The sequence below is a fragment of the Kitasatospora sp. NPDC089509 genome (genome assembly GCF_044749365.1).
Lineage (GTDB): Bacteria > Actinomycetota > Actinomycetes > Streptomycetales > Streptomycetaceae > Kitasatospora.
The window spans coordinates 382,289-398,179 of the sequence record NZ_JBIVHS010000004.1 but is presented as its reverse complement, the minus strand read 5'-3'; the positions used below and the strand labels follow the sequence as shown (position 1 = coordinate 398,179).

14 protein-coding genes are annotated in these 15,891 nt (G+C 71.8%); 3 read left to right on the top strand and 11 right to left on the bottom strand.

What is annotated here, in order from left to right:
* Positions 1-82: 82 nt before the first annotated feature.
* Positions 83-268, top strand: a complete 186-nt coding sequence (locus ACIP4P_RS11485; protein WP_188308551.1) for a PspC domain-containing protein — start codon at positions 83-85, stop codon at positions 266-268.
* Between the two features lie 38 nt (positions 269-306).
* Here ACIP4P_RS11485 and ACIP4P_RS11480 read toward each other — a convergent pair whose 3' ends face one another.
* From ACIP4P_RS11480 to ACIP4P_RS11470, 3 genes are all read right to left on the bottom strand, one after another.
* Positions 307-687 (bottom strand): ATP-binding protein, encoded by a 381-nt coding sequence (locus tag ACIP4P_RS11480; protein ID WP_400916953.1) that lies wholly within the window; start codon positions 685-687, stop codon positions 307-309.
* A gap of 214 nt (positions 688-901) precedes the next feature.
* On the bottom strand, positions 902-2,059 hold the full coding sequence (locus ACIP4P_RS11475) for an adenosine deaminase (protein ID WP_350511233.1): 1,158 nt from the start codon (positions 2,057-2,059) through the stop codon (positions 902-904).
* 118 nt (positions 2,060-2,177) lie between these two features.
* Positions 2,178-3,140, bottom strand: a complete 963-nt coding sequence (locus tag ACIP4P_RS11470) for a LysR family transcriptional regulator (RefSeq protein WP_400916951.1) — start codon at positions 3,138-3,140, stop codon at positions 2,178-2,180.
* Between the two features lie 98 nt (positions 3,141-3,238).
* On the opposite strand from ACIP4P_RS11470, the gene ACIP4P_RS11465 reads away from it, so the two are divergent.
* Together ACIP4P_RS11465 and ACIP4P_RS11460 are read left to right on the top strand one after the other, a co-directional pair.
* Positions 3,239-4,531 (top strand): MFS transporter, encoded by a 1,293-nt coding sequence (locus ACIP4P_RS11465; RefSeq protein WP_400916949.1) that lies wholly within the window; start codon positions 3,239-3,241, stop codon positions 4,529-4,531.
* Between the two features lie 26 nt (positions 4,532-4,557).
* Positions 4,558-5,112 (top strand): Uma2 family endonuclease, encoded by a 555-nt coding sequence (locus ACIP4P_RS11460; protein ID WP_400916947.1) that lies wholly within the window; start codon positions 4,558-4,560, stop codon positions 5,110-5,112.
* Between the two features lie 179 nt (positions 5,113-5,291).
* Here ACIP4P_RS11460 and ACIP4P_RS11455 read toward each other — a convergent pair whose 3' ends face one another.
* The 8 genes from ACIP4P_RS11455 to ACIP4P_RS11420 form a co-directional block, all read right to left on the bottom strand.
* The gene (locus tag ACIP4P_RS11455; protein WP_400916945.1) at positions 5,292-6,569 is read right to left on the bottom strand and encodes a thymidine phosphorylase; all 1,278 of its coding nucleotides are present in this window, start codon (positions 6,567-6,569) and stop codon (positions 5,292-5,294) included.
* Between the two features lie 106 nt (positions 6,570-6,675).
* Positions 6,676-7,086: a cytidine deaminase gene (locus ACIP4P_RS11450; RefSeq protein ID WP_400916944.1), complete on the bottom strand. Its 411-nt coding sequence runs from the start codon at positions 7,084-7,086 to the stop codon at positions 6,676-6,678.
* Entirely contained in the window at positions 7,083-8,348 is a 1,266-nt protein-coding gene (locus tag ACIP4P_RS11445; RefSeq protein WP_400916942.1) for an ABC transporter permease, read from the bottom strand. Before ACIP4P_RS11445 ends, ACIP4P_RS11450 begins: the two co-directional genes overlap by 4 nt.
* On the bottom strand, positions 8,345-9,508 hold the full coding sequence (locus tag ACIP4P_RS11440) for an ABC transporter permease (RefSeq protein WP_350511241.1): 1,164 nt from the start codon (positions 9,506-9,508) through the stop codon (positions 8,345-8,347). Before ACIP4P_RS11440 ends, ACIP4P_RS11445 begins: the two co-directional genes overlap by 4 nt.
* Positions 9,509-9,511: 3 nt before the next feature.
* Positions 9,512-11,038, bottom strand: coding sequence for an ABC transporter ATP-binding protein (locus ACIP4P_RS11435; protein ID WP_400917157.1), 1,527 nt, complete (start codon positions 11,036-11,038; stop codon positions 9,512-9,514).
* 351 nt (positions 11,039-11,389) lie between these two features.
* Complete coding sequence (locus ACIP4P_RS11430; protein ID WP_350511242.1) at positions 11,390-12,445, bottom strand: BMP family ABC transporter substrate-binding protein; 1,056 nt, start codon at positions 12,443-12,445, stop codon at positions 11,390-11,392.
* Between the two features lie 255 nt (positions 12,446-12,700).
* Positions 12,701-13,999, bottom strand: coding sequence for an amidohydrolase (locus tag ACIP4P_RS11425; protein ID WP_400916940.1), 1,299 nt, complete (start codon positions 13,997-13,999; stop codon positions 12,701-12,703).
* 201 nt (positions 14,000-14,200) lie between these two features.
* Entirely contained in the window at positions 14,201-15,796 is a 1,596-nt protein-coding gene (locus tag ACIP4P_RS11420) for a methylmalonyl-CoA mutase (protein WP_400916938.1), read from the bottom strand.
* Positions 15,797-15,891 lie beyond the last annotated feature (95 nt).

Below are 15,891 nucleotides of genomic sequence, written 5' to 3'. Positions count from 1 at the left end.
AGGTTTTCGGGCCGACGGCGGCCGAGTATGGAAGTACGCCCGCCGGAGCGACCGGCCCGGGCCGCCAGCCCTAGGAGTTCAGATGAGCGCGCGCCTCGCCCGTCCCCGCCACAACCGCGTCATCGCCGGCGTCTGCGCCGGGATCGCCGAGCGCTTCGGACTGACCCCGTGGACCGTCCGCCTGATCTTCCTGCTCTCCTGTCTGCTGCCCGGCCCGCAGTTCCTGGTCTACCTCGCGCTCTGGGTACTGCTCCCCCAGGAGCCGTGAGGCCGTCCGGGCGGCCCGTCGTGGTGCCGGGGGCTGGATCAGCCGCCCAGGCCCGGCAGAGCGCCGGTCAGGCCGCCGATCGGGGTCTTGTCCAGGCCGGGGACGCCCGGGAGGGCGGCGCGCTGCTGGGTGACGCCGGCGACCGGGGCGGCGGGCGCGGCCTCGGCGGCCGGGGCGGCGGCGGGCTGACCGGCGGACGGGGTCAGGGTGCCGAGGGTGCCGGCCACCTTGTCGCCGCCGGGCAGCTTGGCCGCGGTGTCGGTGACCGCACCGGTCACCGCGGGGTTCGTGACCGCGCCGGTGGGCAGCCCGAGGCCGCCGGCCGCCTGACCGGGCGCCGCGGAGGCGGTGCCGGCGCCGACCGCCGCGATGGCGATGCCGAGCGCCGCGGTACCGGCGGCCTTGAGAGCCTGCTTCATGGTTGGTCCCCTTGGATCCTCGTCGGTGGCCGACATCGGCACGGTTCGGCGAACGGGCGACCGTCGCCACGGCCGGTCAGCAATGACTGGCACACCGTAGTGACCGGGTCGCGCGAGAACCAAAGGGCGTTCACTCACCCGAGTGACTAGTCGGATGAACACCAACTCCCTTGGCAGGAAGAGGCGTTCATCCGACCCGGTTCGACCCGGCGCTTCAGTTGGCGCCGACACCCCCGCTGAACAGCCACTCCGCCTTGAGCTCGGCGTAGCCCGGCTTGATCACGTCGCTGATCATCGCCAGCCGCTCGTCGAAGGGCAGGAACGCGGACTTCATCGCGTTCACCGTGAACCACTCCATGTCGCCCAGGGTGTAGCCGAAGGCCTCCACCAGGTGCCCGAACTCCTGGCTCATGCTGGTACCGCTCATCAGCCGGTTGTCGGTGTTCACGGTGACCCGGAACTTCAGCCGGCTGAGCAGCCCGATCGGGTGCTCGGCGTACGAAGTGGCGGCCGCCGTCTGGAGGTTGGAGGTCGGGCACATCTCCAGCGGGATGCGCTTGTCGCGCACGTACGCGGCCAGCCGGCCGAGCTCGACGCCGCCGTCCTCGCGCACCGTGATGTCGTCCACGATCCGCACGCCGTGGCCGAGCCGGTCGGCGCCGCAGCACTGCAGGGCCTCCCAGATCGACGGCAGGCCGAAGGCCTCGCCCGCGTGGATGGTGAAGTGGTTGTTCTCGCCCTTGAGGTAGTCGAAGGCGGCCTGGTGGCGGGTGGGGGGGTAGCCGGCCTCGGCACCCGCGATGTCGAAGCCGACGACGCCGGCGTCCCGGTGGCGGTTGGCGAGCTCGGCGATCTCCTGCGAGCGGGCGGCGTGCCGCATCGCGGTGATCAGGGTGCCGATCCGGATCCGGTGGCCGGCCGCGCGGGCGTTGGCCTCGCCGAGGCGGAAGCCCTCCTGCACCGCCTCGACGACCTCGTCCAGGCTCAGGCCGCCCTCCAGGTGCTGCTCGGGGGCGTAGCGGACCTCGGCGTACACGACGCCGTCGGCGGCCAGGTCCTCGGCGCAGTCGGCGGCGACCTTGATCAGGGCCGCACGGGTCTGCATGACGGCGCAGGTGTGGGCGAAGGTCTCCAGGTAGCGGACCAGCGAGCCGGAGTCGGCGGCCTCGCGGAACCACTCGCCGAGTTCCTTCGGGTCGGTGGTGGGGAGGCCCTCGTAGCCGGTGGCGGCGGCGAGCTCGACGATGGTCTCCGGGCGCAGCCCGCCGTCGAGGTGGTCGTGCAGCAGGACCTTCGGCGCGCGGCGGATCTGGTCGGCGGTGGGAATGCGCGGGCCGGTGCCCGCGGTGGTGACGGGGATCTGCTTCTCCATTGCGGAAATATAGCCCCTACGCGCGTAGACCCACCACCGTGCGCACCACCGAATGGTCCAAACCCGACCGGGAATTCCACCGCCCGGTCCATAGGATCCGCCAAAGGCCGTCCGACGTTCAGTCGTGGTGCAGCAGCCGCCCCCGCCGGGACAGCACGAAGTCCCGGAACGCCGCCACCGGCGGTGTCAGCGGCCGCCCCGCCGCCCAGGCCAGGCCGATCGCCCGCCGGGTCCGCGGCGCCGTCACCTCCAGCTCCACCACCCCGGGCCGCGGCACCAGGGCCGGCGGCAGCAGCGCCACCCCCAGCCCGGCCGCCACCAGCCCGCGCAGGGTCTCGGTCTCCTCCCCCTCGAAGGCCAGCCGCGGCACGAACCCGGCCTGCGCGCAGAAGCCGTCGGTGATCATCCGCAGCCCGTACCCCTGCTCCAGCCCGACGAACGGCTCCTCGGCCACCTCCGCCAGCCGGATCCGCCGCCGCCCGGCCAGCCGGTGGTCCGCCGGCACCACCAGGTGCAGCCGCTGCTCGTCCAGCGGGCGGGCGGTGAAGGCCGGATCGTCCGGCAGCGGCGCGACCAGGCACAGGTCCAACTCGCCCGCCCGCAACCGCTCCAGCATCGCCGTGCCGTAGTCCTGCACCAGCTGGAACCGCACCTGCGGGTGCGCCGCCCGGAAGCCGCGCAACAGTGCCGGGACGGCGTCCGGGCCCATCGTGTGCAGGAACCCGAAGGCCACCCGGCCGGCCGTCGGATCCGCCTCCGCCCGGACCGCCTCCGCGCCCCGCTCCAACTCCGCCAGGGCCCGCTCCACCGAGGCCAGCAACAGCCGGCCCGCCCTGGTCAACCGGACCGTCCGACCCTGCCGGGCCAGCAGCTCCACCCCCAACTCCCGCTCCAGCCGGGCCACCGCGCGGGACAACGTCGGCTGCGGCACCCCGAGCAGCGCCGCCGCCTGGGTCACGTGCTCCAGCCGGGCCACCGCGGCGAACCGGGCCAGCCGCGGCGCCAACCGGACGGCCGGCTCGTCCGGCCCCAACTCGGCGGCCCGGTACCGCTGCTCCGCCCCGTCCCGCGCATCCGCCACGACCGTCCCCACCTCACCTCGACCCATGCACCAACGCATCGATCATCCCCTCTTCATGCATTGGACGCATCAAGCGCGCCGGGCCTACCGTCGAGGCCATGCAGCCCTCCGATACCAGGGCATCCGTCACCACGGCGCCCGCGCCCGCCCCGGATGCCTCCCCCACGCACCCCCTCGACCAGGACGACCGCCACCGCCCCGGCCAACCCGCCTTCCGCCGCGCCAACCTGGCCCTGTTCGCCGCCGGGATCGCCACCTTCGTCCTGCTCTACTCCACCCAGGGCCTGCTGCCGATCCTCTCGGCCGACCTCGACCTCACCCCCGGCCAGGCCAGCTGGACGGCCTCCGCCACCACCCTCGGCCTCGCCCTCGGACTGCTCCCCGCCAGCGCGCTCTCCGACCGGTACGGCCGCACCGCCGTGATGACGGCCTCCGTCCTCGCCGCCACCGCCCTCGCCGTCGCCCTGCCCTTCGCCCCCGACCTCACCACCCTGGTCGCGCTGCGGACGCTCCAGGGCGCCCTCCTCGCCGGGCTCCCCGCCACCGCGATGGCCTACCTCGCCGAGGAGATCCACCCCAGCGCGCTGGCCTCCGCGATGGGCCTCTACGTGGCCGGCAACAGCATCGGCGGCATGGGCGGCCGGCTGGTCTCCGGCTGGACCGCCGCCGCCCTCGGCTGGCGCTGGGGCCTGGCCGCCTCCGCCGCCCTCGCCCTGCTCGCCGCGCTCGCCTTCCGGCTGCTGATCCCCGCCGCCCGGCACTTCACCCCGGCCCCGGTGGACGCCCGCGCGCTCGCCCGCACCGTCGGCCGGCACCTGCGCAACCCGCTGCTGGTACGGCTGTACGCGCTCGCGATGCTGTTCATGGCGGTCTTCGGCGCGGTCTACAACACCGTCGGCTACCGGCTGATCTCCGCCCCCTTCCACCTGCCGGAGTCGGTCGCCGCCTCGATCTTCGCGGTCTACCTGGTCGGCACCGCCACCTCCGCCGCGGCCGGCCGCCTCTCCGCCCGGCTCGGCCGCCGCGGCACCCTCTACGTCGCCATCGGCGTCACCGCCGCCGGCCTGCTGCTCTCGCTCGCCGACTCGCTGCCCTGCGCGCTGCTCGGCCTGGTGCTGATCACCGCCGGCTTCTTCGCCGGCCACGCCACCGCCTCCGCCGCCGTCGGCCGCACCGCCACCGAGGGCCGCGCCCAGGCCTCCGCCCTCTACCTGATCGCCTACTACCTCGGCAACAGCCTCGGCGGCACCCTCGGCGCCGACGCCTACCACGCCACCGGCTGGCCCGGCACCGCCACCGTCGGCCTCACCGCCATGGCCCTGGCCGCCGCCGTCACCCTCTACGCCACCCGCCAGGCGCATGCGGCGAGGCAAGCGGTCGCGGACGCTTGACAGTGGGCGCCGATAGACTCAGGGACATGAGCATCGATCCTGCTGCGTACGCCCGGCTGCTTGAGATCGCGGATCAGCTGCCGAAGGTGCCGGGGATAGGGAAGATCGAGATCGCCGACGGTCAGATCGTCATGATGATGTCGCCGGTGAAGCGCCACGAGCTCGCCGTGCTGCGCATCGCCCGACAGCTCAACGCCCAGCTGCCGTCCACTCACCCAGGTCACATCGCTTACCACGGTGCAGACTTGCAGGACGCCGGCCTCGGCCAGCTGCGCAATCCGGATCTGATGGTGTTCCCCGAGGCGACCTTGGAGGGCGAGCAGCGAGCGGTCCTCCCGCACGAGGTCGTGCTGGTGGTGGAGATCGTGTCCGCCTCCAACCCCGAGAACGACTACCACAACAAGGTCCGCGACTACGCGGCCATGGGCATCCCGTTCTACCTGATCGTCGATCCCCGCTCCGGCACCGGCGTCGTACATTCCGAGCCGGGCTACGAGTCCCGCGAGAAGTTCGCCTTCGGCGACAAGATCACCATCGGCCCCTGGACCCTCGACACCAGCGGGCTGCTCACGTACGCCTGAGCACGCGAGAGGAGCCCGTACCCGGTGGTCGGGTACGGGCTCCTGGAGAAGGTTTCAGGCAGCCGGCGCCTGGAAGCGGACGACGGCCTGGGTGTCGGGCGTGACGTGGATGTCGAGCTCCGCCTCCAGCGCACCCGCCAGCCGCTGCAGCAGCGGCCACACATGGAGCAATCGCGTGACTACGCGATGCGGTCGAGGACGATCGGGTTCGGGGTGAAGGCGGTGCCCGCCGGGGCGACGGTGATGCCGTCCTTGAGGGCCTCGATGGCGTAGTCGTAGCGCTCCGGGGTGTCGGTGTGCAGGGTCAGCAGGGGCTGGCCGGCCACCACGGTGTCGCCCGGCTTGGCGTGCATCTCGACGCCGGCGCCGGCCTGGACCGGGTCCTCCTTGCGGGCGCGGCCGGCGCCCAGGCGCCAGGCGCAGACGCCGATCGCGTAGGCGTCCAGTTCGGTGAGCACGCCGGAGGCGGGGGCGGGGATGACGTGCTGCTCGCGGGCGACCGGGAGCGGGGCGTCGACGTCGCCGCCCTGGGCGGCGATCATGCGGCGCCAGTGGTCCATCGCGGAGCCGTCGCGCAGCGCGTCGGCCGGGTCCTTGCCGTGCACGCCGGCCGCGGCGAGCATCTCGCGGGCGAGCGCGAGGGTGAGCTCGACGACGTCGGCGGGGCCGCCGCCGGCCAGCACCTCGACGGACTCGCGGACCTCCAGGGCGTTGCCCGCGGTGAGGCCGAGCGGGGTGGACATGTCGGTGAGCAGGGCGACGGTGTTGACCCCGGCGGTGGTGCCCAGGCCGACCATGGTGCGGGCGAGTTCGCGGGCGTCGTCCAGGTTCTTCATGAAGGCGCCGGAGCCGACCTTGACGTCGAGGACCAGGGCGCCGGTGCCCTCGGCGATCTTCTTGGACATGATCGAGGAGGCGATCAGCGGGATGGCCTCGACGGTGCCGGTGACGTCGCGCAGCGCGTACAGCTTCTTGTCGGCGGGGGCGAGGCCGTCGCCGGCGGCGCAGATGACCGCGCCGGCGCCGCGCAGGACGTCCATCATCTCGTCGTTGGAGAGCAGGGCGCGCCAGCCGGGGATGGACTCCAGCTTGTCCAGGGTGCCGCCGGTGTGGCCGAGGCCGCGGCCGGACAGCTGCGGGACGGCGGCGCCGCAGGCGGCGACCAGCGGGGCGAGCGGGAGGGTGATCTTGTCGCCGACGCCGCCGGTGGAGTGCTTGTCGCTGGTGGGCAGCGGCAGCGAGGAGAAGTCCATCCGGACGCCGGAGCGGATCATGGCGTCGGTCCAGCGGCTGATCTCGTGCGGCTTCATGCCGTTCAGCAGGATCGCCATGGCCAGCGCGGACATCTGCTCGTCGGCGACCTCGCCCCGGGTGTACGCGTCGATGACCCAGTCGATCTGAGCGTCGCTCAGCTCTCCGCGGTCGCGCTTGGTCCTGATGACGGAGATGACGTCCATGGGTGCTCCAAGAGGGGTTTCAGATGCGTCAAAAAGCGAAGAGTGCCGCGAGATGACCGGGTTCCGGCCCACTCGCGACACTCTACGCGCGTAACAATTGCCGAGGCTAGAGCCGCTCCGGCCCGAACGCGTCGGGCAGGACCTCGCTCATCGGCTTCACGCCGGAGGCCAGGTCGACCAGCAGGGCGGGCCCGCCGTGCTCGTACAGCAGCTGGCGGCAGCGGCCGCACGGCATCAGCAGCTCACCCGCGCCGTCGACGCAGGTGAAGGCCACCAGCCGGCCGCCGCCGGAGGCGTGCAGCGCGGACACCAGCCCGCACTCGGCGCACAGCCCGAGCCCGTACGAGGCGTTCTCCACGTTGCAGCCGCTGACCAGCCGGCCGTCGTCGACCAGCGCCGCCGCGCCGACCGGGAACTTGCTGTACGGGGCGTACGCGCGGCCCATCGCCTCGCGCGCCGCCTCGCGCAGCCGCTCCCAGTCGACCACCGCGGGCCCGGTGGAGGCGGGGGCCGTCACTTGCCCTGGCCCTTGCGGTAGATCTGGCCGTCCGCCTTGGGCATCCGCAGTCGCTGCGACGCCAGCGCGAGCACCACCAGGGTGATCACGTACGGCGTGGCGACGATCAGCGGGCGCTGCACCTCGTCGGTCAGCGCGTACCAGGCGGCCAGGCCGCCGGCCACCACGAAGGAGACCACCGTGGCGGTGAACTTGCGGCGGTACAGCTGCCACAGGGCGAGCAGCGCCATCGCGATCGCGACGATCAGGATCAGCACGTGCACCGACTCCGGGTCGCGCAGCTGGAGGCTGTCGGTGAAGCCGAACAGGCCCGCGCCCATGGCGAGGCCGCCGGGCATCCAGTTGCCGAAGATCATCGCCGCGAGGCCGATGAAGCCGCGGCCCAGGGTCTGGCCGTCCTTGTAGAAGTGCGCGGCGACCAGCGAGAGGTACGCACCGCCGAGGCCCGCGAAGGCGCCCGAGGCGATGACCGCCAGGTACTTGTACTTGTAGACGTTGACGCCCAGCGACTCGGCGGCGGTCGGGTTCTCACCGCAGGAGCGCAGCCGCAGGCCGAACACCGTGCGCCAGAGCAGGAAGTAGCTGGCCACGATCAGCGCGGCGGCCAGCACCACGACCACCGAGAGGTTGGTGACCAGGCCGCCGAGCACGCCGGCCACGTCGGAGACCAGGAACCAGTGGTGGTTCTCGATGCTCTTCAGGCCCGAGGACAGCCCCGGGACGGTGATGTACGGCAGCGGATCGGCCGGCGGGGACTGGTTCTGCCCGGCGCCCACCGAGATGTAGTCCTTGTAGTAGATCCGGTTGACGTACGCGCAGATGCCGGGGATCAGCAGGTTGATGCCGACGCCGGAGACGATGTGGTCGACGCCGAAGGTGACGGTGACGATCGCGTGCAGCAGACCGCCGAGCGCACCGCCGGCCATGCCGGCCAGCAGGCCGACCCACGGGTTGACCAGGTACCCGGCCCAGGCGCCGCAGAAGGTGCCGGCGACCATCATGCCTTCGAGGCCGATGTTGACCACGCCGGCCCGCTCGGACCAGAGACCGCCCAGACCGGCCATGCCGATCGGGACCGCGGCGCTGAGCGCGGCGGTGACCTGCCCGGAGGAGGTCAGCGAGTGGTTGCCGGTGGCCATGCCCACGGCGGAGAACAGCACCAGGGCGCCCGCGATCAGGAGCAGGACGACCGGCCAGGACAGCTTGCGCTTCTTCGCGGGCGCGCCGGGCGCCTTCGGACGAGCAGCGGTGGCGGTGCTCATGCCGACACCTCCTTCTTCTCAGCGGCCGCGGCAGCCTGGGCGGCGAGCTGGGCGCCGACCTTCTGCTGCTGGCGCTTCAGGCCGTAGCGACGCACCAGTTCGTACGCGACGACGACGCAGATGACGATGGTGCCCTTCATCACGTCGACGATCTCGAACGGGAACTCGCCGTTCTGGGGCAGCGGCAGCACCGAGCCGGTGACGTCCAGGAAGGCGAACAGCAGGGCCGCGAAGGCCATGCCGATCGGGCTGGTCCGGCCGAGCAGGGCGATCGAGATACCCAGGAAGCCCAGGTTCTGCTGGAAGGTCTGGCCGAAGTAGAACGAGTTCTGCAGCAGCTCGGGCAGGCCGATCAGACCGGCGATCGCGCCGGAGACCGCCATCGAGATGACGACCATCTTCTTGACGTTCACGCCGGACGCGGTCGCGGCGGACTCCGAGCGGCCGGTGGCGCGCAGGTCGAAGCCGAAGCGGGTGCGGGTCAGCACGAACTGGAACACCACGCCGACCAGGATCGCGACGAAGAGGAAGCCCCACAGGGTGCCGCCGGCCGTCTCGATGCCGAAGAAGTGGCTGGAGTCCGAGACCGGGTTGGTCTGGATCGAGTTGCTGGTGCCGCTGACCTTGGGCGCGAAGACGCCCGGGACGAGCAGCACACCGATGATCGCCAGCGCGATCGAGTTCAGCATGATGGTCGAGATGACCTCGCTGACGCCGCGGTAGACCTTCAGCAGACCGGCGATGCTCGCGTACAGGCCGCCGACCAGCATGGCGGTGACCAGCAGCAGCGGGATCTGGATGAAGGACGGCAGGTTCACCTGGGCGCCGACGTAGGCCGCGAACAGCGCCGCGACCTTGTACTGGCCCTCGACGCCGATGTTGAACAGGTTCATCCGGAACCCGAACGCGGCGGCCGCGGCGGCCAGGTAGTAGGTGGTGCTCCGGTTGAGGATGTTCACCTGGTAGTCCGACTTGGTGGCGAACGTGAGCATCACGTTCCACGCGTCGAACGGGTTCTTGCCCGAGGTCGCCAGCAGCACGGAGCAGATCGCGACGGAGAGCACGACCGCGAGCACCGGCGCCGCCAGTGCGAGCACGATCCGCTCACCGCTGATCCGCTGCGCCAGGCTGCGCTTGGCGGCGGGGTTGGGACTGGTCATGGGTTACTCCCCCGCCTGCGGGTCGTCGGCGGTGTCGGTGTGCGGGTGCTCGCCCTCGGCCTCGGTGCCCTCGGCGGCGACGGCCTGCGCCTCGGCGACGGCCTCCGGCTCGGACTCCAGGTGGCCGGCGGCGGCACCGGTCATCGCGGTGCCGAGGTCCTCGGCGGTGACGGTGGCCGGGTCGGCGTCGGCGACCAGGCGGCCGCGGTAGATGACCCGGATGGTGTCGGAGAGGCCGATCAGCTCGTCCAGGTCGGCCGAGATCAGCAGCACGGCCAGGCCCTCCCGCTGGGCGGTCCGGATGTGCTCCCAGATCTGCGCCTGCGCGCCGACGTCCACACCGCGGGTGGGGTGCGCGGCGATCAGCAGCTTGGGCTGGTGGCTCATCTCGCGGCCGATGATCAGCTTCTGCTGGTTGCCGCCGGAGAGCGAGGCCGCGGTGACCTCGATGCCGGGGGTGCGGACGTCGTACTGCTCGACGATCCGCCAGGTGTCCTCGCGGGCGGCGGCCGGCTTGAGCAGCACGCCGCTGGAGTTGGGCTCCTCGGTGACGTGGCCGAGGATCCGGTTCTCCCAGAGCGGGGCCTCCAGCAGCAGGCCGTGCTTGTGGCGGTCCTCGGGGATGTAGCCGATGCCGGCCTCGCGGCGGACCCGGGTCTGGGTGCCGGAGAGGTCCTTGCCGTCCAGGACGACGGTGCCGCCGTCCAGCGGCAGCATGCCCATGATGGCCTCGACCAGTTCGGCCTGGCCGTTGCCCTCGACGCCGGCGATGCCGAGGATCTCGCCCTTGTGGATGCGCAGCGAGATGTCGTCCAGGACGACGCGCTCGATGCCCTCCGCGTCGGTCTTGGCGATCCGGAGGTCCTTGACGTCCAGCATCTCGGTGGTGGTGACGGTCGACTCGCGGCTCTCCGGGGAGGGCAGCTCGGCGCCGACCATCAGCTCGGCCAGCTGGCGGGCGGTGACGGCCTTGGGGTCGGCGTCGCCGACCGTGGTGCCGCGCCGGATGACGCTGATCGCGTCGGCCACCGCGAGCACCTCGTGCAGCTTGTGCGAGATGAAGATGACGGTGACGCCCTCGGCCTTGAGGTCGCGCAGGTTGTCGAACAGTGCGTCGACCTCCTGCGGGACGAGCACGGCCGTGGGCTCGTCGAGGATCAGGATCTTGGCGCCGCGGTACAGCACCTTGAGGATCTCGACGCGCTGGCGGTCGGCCACACCGAGGTCCTCGACCAGGGCGTCCGGGCGCACGCCCAGGCCGTACTGGTCGGAGATCTCCTTGATCTTCGCCTTCGCCTTGGCCCCGATGCCGTGGAGCTTCTCGCCGCCGAGGACGACGTTCTCCAGCACCGTGAGGTTGTCGGCCAGCATGAAGTGCTGGTGCACCATGCCGATGCCGCGGGCGATGGCGTCGCCCGGGGTCTGGAACTCGCACTGCTCGCCGTTGATCGCGATGGTGCCCTCGTCCGGCTTCTGCATGCCGTAGAGGATCTTCATCAGCGTCGACTTGCCGGCGCCGTTCTCGCCCATCAAGGCGTGCACGGTGCCGGTGCGGACGGTGAGGTTGATGTCGTGGTTGGCCACGACGCCGGGGAAGCGCTTGGTGATGCCGCGCAGTTCGACGGCCGGTGTCGCCGTCCCCGCGCTGGGGGTGCCGTCCTTGCGCAGCGGGACGGGGTCGGATGCGGTGATGGCGGTCTCCTGGTGGTCTGGAGGCGCGACGTTGCGCTGGGAGGGCCAAAAGGGGGGAAACGGGGGGACGGAACGGGGCCCGGGGGTACGCGTTGAGCGCACCCTGCCGGGCCCCTCCCGTGAACCGAGTCGATCGTCGCGCTGCCGGGCAGGCGGCAGGCGCTGGTCGCGTCCGAGGACGCGCGGGCCTTAGTTGGCCGGCGCGGTCGGGATGGTGGTGGCGCCGCTGGTGATGGAGTCGGCGGCGGTCTTCAGCTTGTCCTGGATGTCGTCGATCTTGCCGCCGGTGGTGGCGAGCGAGACACCGTTGGCCTTCAGGTCGAAGAGCTTGATGCCGGTGAACGGCGAGCCCTGCTTGACCGACTGGATGTACTGGAAGACCGCGGTGTCGACGTTCTTGACCATCGAGGTCAGGATGGCGCCCTTGAACTTCGCCAGGGCCGGCTGGCTGGCCTGGTCGGAGTCGACACCGATGGCGAGCTTGCCCGCGTTGGCGGTGGCCTCGATGGCGCCGTTGCCGGAGGCACCGGCGGCGGCGTAGATGACGTCCGCGCCCTTGTCGAGCTGGCCCTGCGCGGCCTCCTTGCCCTTGTCGGGCGCGGCGAAGCCGGTGAAGTCCGGGGGGGTGGTCAGGTAGGTGGTCTCGATCTGGATGTTCGGGTCGGCGAACTTGGCGCCCGCCTTGTAACCGGCCTCGAACTTCTTGATCAGCTCGGTCTGGACACCACCGATGAAGCCGATGTGGTGGGTCTTCGACTTGTTCGCGGCCGCGACGCCGGCCAGGTACGAACCCTCCTGCTCGGCGAAGAGCAGCGAGGTGACGTTGGACGGCTGGTCCTTGTCGTTCGAGTCGATGATCGCGAACTTGACGTTCGGGTTGTCCTTCGCGACCTTGTTGACCGCCTGCTGGTAGACGAACCCGACGGCGACGATGGTCTTGTAGCCACCGTCGATCAGGTTCTTGAGGCGGGTCTCCTTGTCGGCCTCGGCCTCGCCCTGCTTGGCCTCGGCCTCGGTGACGGAGACGCCCAGCTCGGACTTGGCCTTGTCCAGACCGCGCGCGGCGGAGTCGTTGAAGGACTGGTCGCCTCGGCCGCCGATGTCGTAGGCCATACCGACCTTGAGACCGTCGGACGAGCCGGAGGAGGCGTTGTTGTCAGTGCTCTTTGCGCCGCAAGCGGCGAGCGAGGCGATGCCCAGGGAACCCGAGAGCACAACCGCGGCGAGCTTCATTGAACGGCGCAAGGGAGTTTCTCCTTCTCACACGCACCCGTTTAGCGTGGTCGGACGCCACCGTAACGCGCGTAGAACACGGTTGTGTTACGGGGTGCCGGAGCATTCGGGTTGTTATCAAACCGTGGTCTGAAGGCCGTCCCCGAGCCCTTTTTCCCCTGCGCGGACGGTGAATCCGAGACTTGGTCCGGGCCAGTGTACGGAACCGTTCGGAACCCGGATCTCGACAACCCCGTCACGCATCGCCCACAAACGCCTCGGGAACGATCAGATCCGGTCGCCCTCCAGGGCCAGCGCCGCGAACAGTTCCACGCCCACGCCGATCGCCCGCTCGTCCACGTCGAACCGGCCCTGGTGCAGGTCGCGGACGGTGGTGTCACCCGGGGCGCGGACGCCGAGCCGGGCCAGCGCGCCCGGGGCGTGCTCCAGGTACCAGGAGAAGTCCTCACCGCCCAGGCTCTGTTCGGTGTCCTCCACCACCTGGGCGCCACTCGGTCCGCCGGTCGGTCCGCCGGTCGGCTCGTGCCCCTCGCCTCCGTGACCGAAGCGGGCGGTCATCGCCGCCTCCAACTGCCCCACCGAGACCGCCTCGTTGACCACCGGCGGCACCCCGCGGTGGTAGTCCAGCGTCCACTTGGCCCGGTAGGTCTCGGCGAGCTTGGCGATCAACTCGTGCAGCAGGTCCGGCGCCTCGCGCCAGCCGTCCAACTCCAGGCAGCGGACGGTGCCCTCCAACTCGGCGTGCTGCGGGATCACGTTGGGCGCGGAGCCGGAGGCGATCCGGCCCCAGACCAGGCTGACGCCCCAACGCGGGTCCATCCGGCGAGCCAGCGCGGCCGGGAGGTCGGCGGCCATCCTGGCGATCGCGGTGACCAGGTCGGTGGTCAGGTGCGGGCGGGCGGTGTGCCCGCCCGGGCCGTCCAGGTGCAGCACCAGGCGGTCGCAGGCCGAGGTGATCGCGCCGACCCGCAGGCCGATCCGGCCGACCTCCACCTTCGGGTCGCAGTGCACCGCGAAGATCCGGCCGACGCCGTCCATCCCGCCCGCCTTGATGACGTCCAGCGCGCCGCCCGGCATGACCTCCTCGGCCGGCTGGAACACCAGCCGGACCGGGCGGCGCAGCTCGCCGGAGCGCAGCGCCCCGGCCAGCACCAGGCCGAGGCCGAGCAGCACCGAGGTGTGCACGTCGTGGCCGCAGGCGTGGGCCCGGCCGGGGACGGTCGAGCGGTACGGCACGTCGCTCTTGGCGTCGTCGATCGGCAGCGCGTCGATGTCGGCCCGGAAGGCCAGGAACTCGGCACCCGGGGCGGTACCGGCCGGGACGAGGTCGACCAGCAGACCGGTGCCGCCGGGCAGCACCCGCGGTTCCAGGCCCGCCGCCACCAACCGGTCGCGCAGCAGCCCGGTGGTGCGGAACTCCTGGCGGCCCAGCTCCGGGTGCCGGTGCAGATCACGGCGGAAGGCGATCAGCTCGGGCTCCAACCTCCGGACCCGGGCGCGCAGTTCGGCGACGGGGCCGGCGACGGCGAGAGTGCTGCCCGGCTGAGCGGGCTCAGGGGGGTTCATCTCCCCAAGAATAGGCCCGTTGGGGGGATTTGGCCCGACTTCCGGAAAACTAGTCCCCGGATGGGCGCATACCGGCCTGACAGGTGGGTATGACATCTCGTTTCAGCCGCCTTCCCCGGTTTGCTTGCTCTGTGCAACGATCACTCGCGCCGGTGGTCACGGCCCCCCTCCGCTTGACGGCCACTGGGCCGTGAAGGTGACTCAGAAACGTTCCACCGGAACGTAGGTGCCCCACACCCCGCGCAGCGCGTCGCAGACCTCGCCGACGGTGGCCCGGGCGGCCAGCGCCTCCTTCATCGGGTAGAGCACGTTGGACGTCCCCTCCGCCGCCCGGCGCAGCGCGTCCAGCCCGCGGGCGACCGCGAGGTCGGAGCGGTCGGCCCGCAGCCGGGCCAGCCGGTCGGCCTGCCGCTGCTCGACCGCCGGGTCCACCCGCAGCGGCCGGTACGGCTCCTCCCCGTCCGCGTCGTGCCCGTCCAGCCGGAAGCGGTTGACGCCGACCACCGTGCGCTCGCCGGAGTCGGTCTCCCGCTGGACCCGGTAGGCGGTGCGCTCGATCTCGGCCTTCTGGAAGCCCTGTTCGATCGCCGCCACCGCCCCGCCCCGCTCCTCGACCCGGGCCATCAGGGCCAGCACGGCGGCCTCGACCGCGTCGGTGAGCGACTCGACCGCGTAGGAACCGGCGAAGGGGTCGACGGTGGCGGTCACATCGGTCTCGTGGGCGAGCACCTGCTGGGTGCGCAGGGCCAGCCGGGCGGCCTTCTCGGTGGGCAGGGCGATCGCCTCGTCGAAGCCGTTGGTGTGCAGGGACTGGGTGCCGCCGAGCACCGCGGCCAACGCCTGCACCGAGACCCGGACCAGGTTCACCTCGGGCTGCTGGGCGGTGAGCTGCACCCCGGCGGTCTGGGTGTGGAAGCGCAGCATCCACGAGCGGGGGTCCCGCGCGCCGAACTCCTCGCGCATGATCCGGGCCCAGATCCGGCGCGCGGCACGGAACTTGGCGACCTCCTCCAGCAGGGTGGTGCGGGCCACGAAGAAGAAGGAGAGCCGGGGCGCGAACTCGTCCACGGCCATCCCGGCGGCCAGCGCGGTCCGCACGTAGGCGATCCCGTTGGCCAGGGTGAAGGCGATCTCCTGCGCCGGATCGGCGCCGGCCTCGGCCATGTGGTAGCCGGAGACGGAGATGGTGTTCCAGCGCGGGACCTCGGCCCGGCAGTACCGGAACACGTCGGCGGCCAGCCGCAGCGAGGGCTGCGGCGGGAAGATGTAGGTGCCCCGGGCGATGTACTCCTTCAGCACGTCGTTCTGCACCGTCCCGGTGAGCGCCGAGGGCGCCACCCCCTGGGCCTCGCCGACCAGTTGGTACAGCAGCAGGAGCAGGGCGGCGGGGGCGTTGATGGTCATCGAGGTGGACACCCCGCCGAGCGGGATGCCGTCGAAGAGCTCCGCCATGTCCTCGACGCTGTCCACCGCGACGCCCACCCGGCCGACCTCCCCGGCGGCGGGCGGCGCGTCCGAGTCGTAGCCCATCTGGGTGGGCAGGTCGAAGGCCACCGAGAGGCCGGTGCCGCCGTCCGCGATCAGCCGGCGGTAGCGGGCGTTGGACTCGGCGGCGGTGCCGAAGCCCGCGTACTGGCGCATCGTCCACGGCCGGCCGGTGTACATGCTCGGGTACACGCCCCGGGTGTACGGGTACTCGCCCGGACGGCCCAGCCGGGTGTCCGGGTCCCAGCCGGCCGGCGCCCCCGGGCCGTACAGCGGCTCGATCGGGAAGCCTGATTCGGAGCGGCGCGGCACGGCTGCCTCCACGGGGAGCTCGGGGTCCTTCACAACCTAGGCCCTGTCCGGCCGATCTCGCCGGGCGCGCGACGCCGGGCATCCCGCCTGGACGC

What these genes read in the sequence shown, in the direction of transcription:
- ACIP4P_RS11485 (WP_188308551.1), top strand. Translation starts at nt 83, where the DNA reads ATGAGCGCGCGCCTCGCCCGTCCCCGCCACAACCGCGTCATCGCCGGC.
- ACIP4P_RS11480 (WP_400916953.1), bottom strand. Translation starts at nt 687, where the DNA reads ATGAAGCAGGCTCTCAAGGCCGCCGGTACCGCGGCGCTCGGCATCGCC.
- ACIP4P_RS11475 (WP_350511233.1), bottom strand. Translation starts at nt 2,059, where the DNA reads ATGGAGAAGCAGATCCCCGTCACCACCGCGGGCACCGGCCCGCGCATT.
- ACIP4P_RS11465 (WP_400916949.1), top strand. Translation starts at nt 3,239, where the DNA reads ATGCAGCCCTCCGATACCAGGGCATCCGTCACCACGGCGCCCGCGCCC.
- ACIP4P_RS11460 (WP_400916947.1), top strand. Translation starts at nt 4,558, where the DNA reads ATGAGCATCGATCCTGCTGCGTACGCCCGGCTGCTTGAGATCGCGGAT.
- ACIP4P_RS11455 (WP_400916945.1), bottom strand. Translation starts at nt 6,569, where the DNA reads ATGGACGTCATCTCCGTCATCAGGACCAAGCGCGACCGCGGAGAGCTG.
- ACIP4P_RS11445 (WP_400916942.1), bottom strand. Translation starts at nt 8,348, where the DNA reads ATGAGCACCGCCACCGCTGCTCGTCCGAAGGCGCCCGGCGCGCCCGCG.
- ACIP4P_RS11440 (WP_350511241.1), bottom strand. Translation starts at nt 9,508, where the DNA reads ATGACCAGTCCCAACCCCGCCGCCAAGCGCAGCCTGGCGCAGCGGATC.
- ACIP4P_RS11435 (WP_400917157.1), bottom strand. Translation starts at nt 11,038, where the DNA reads ATGGGCGAGAACGGCGCCGGCAAGTCGACGCTGATGAAGATCCTCTAC.
- ACIP4P_RS11425 (WP_400916940.1), bottom strand. Translation starts at nt 13,999, where the DNA reads ATGAACCCCCCTGAGCCCGCTCAGCCGGGCAGCACTCTCGCCGTCGCC.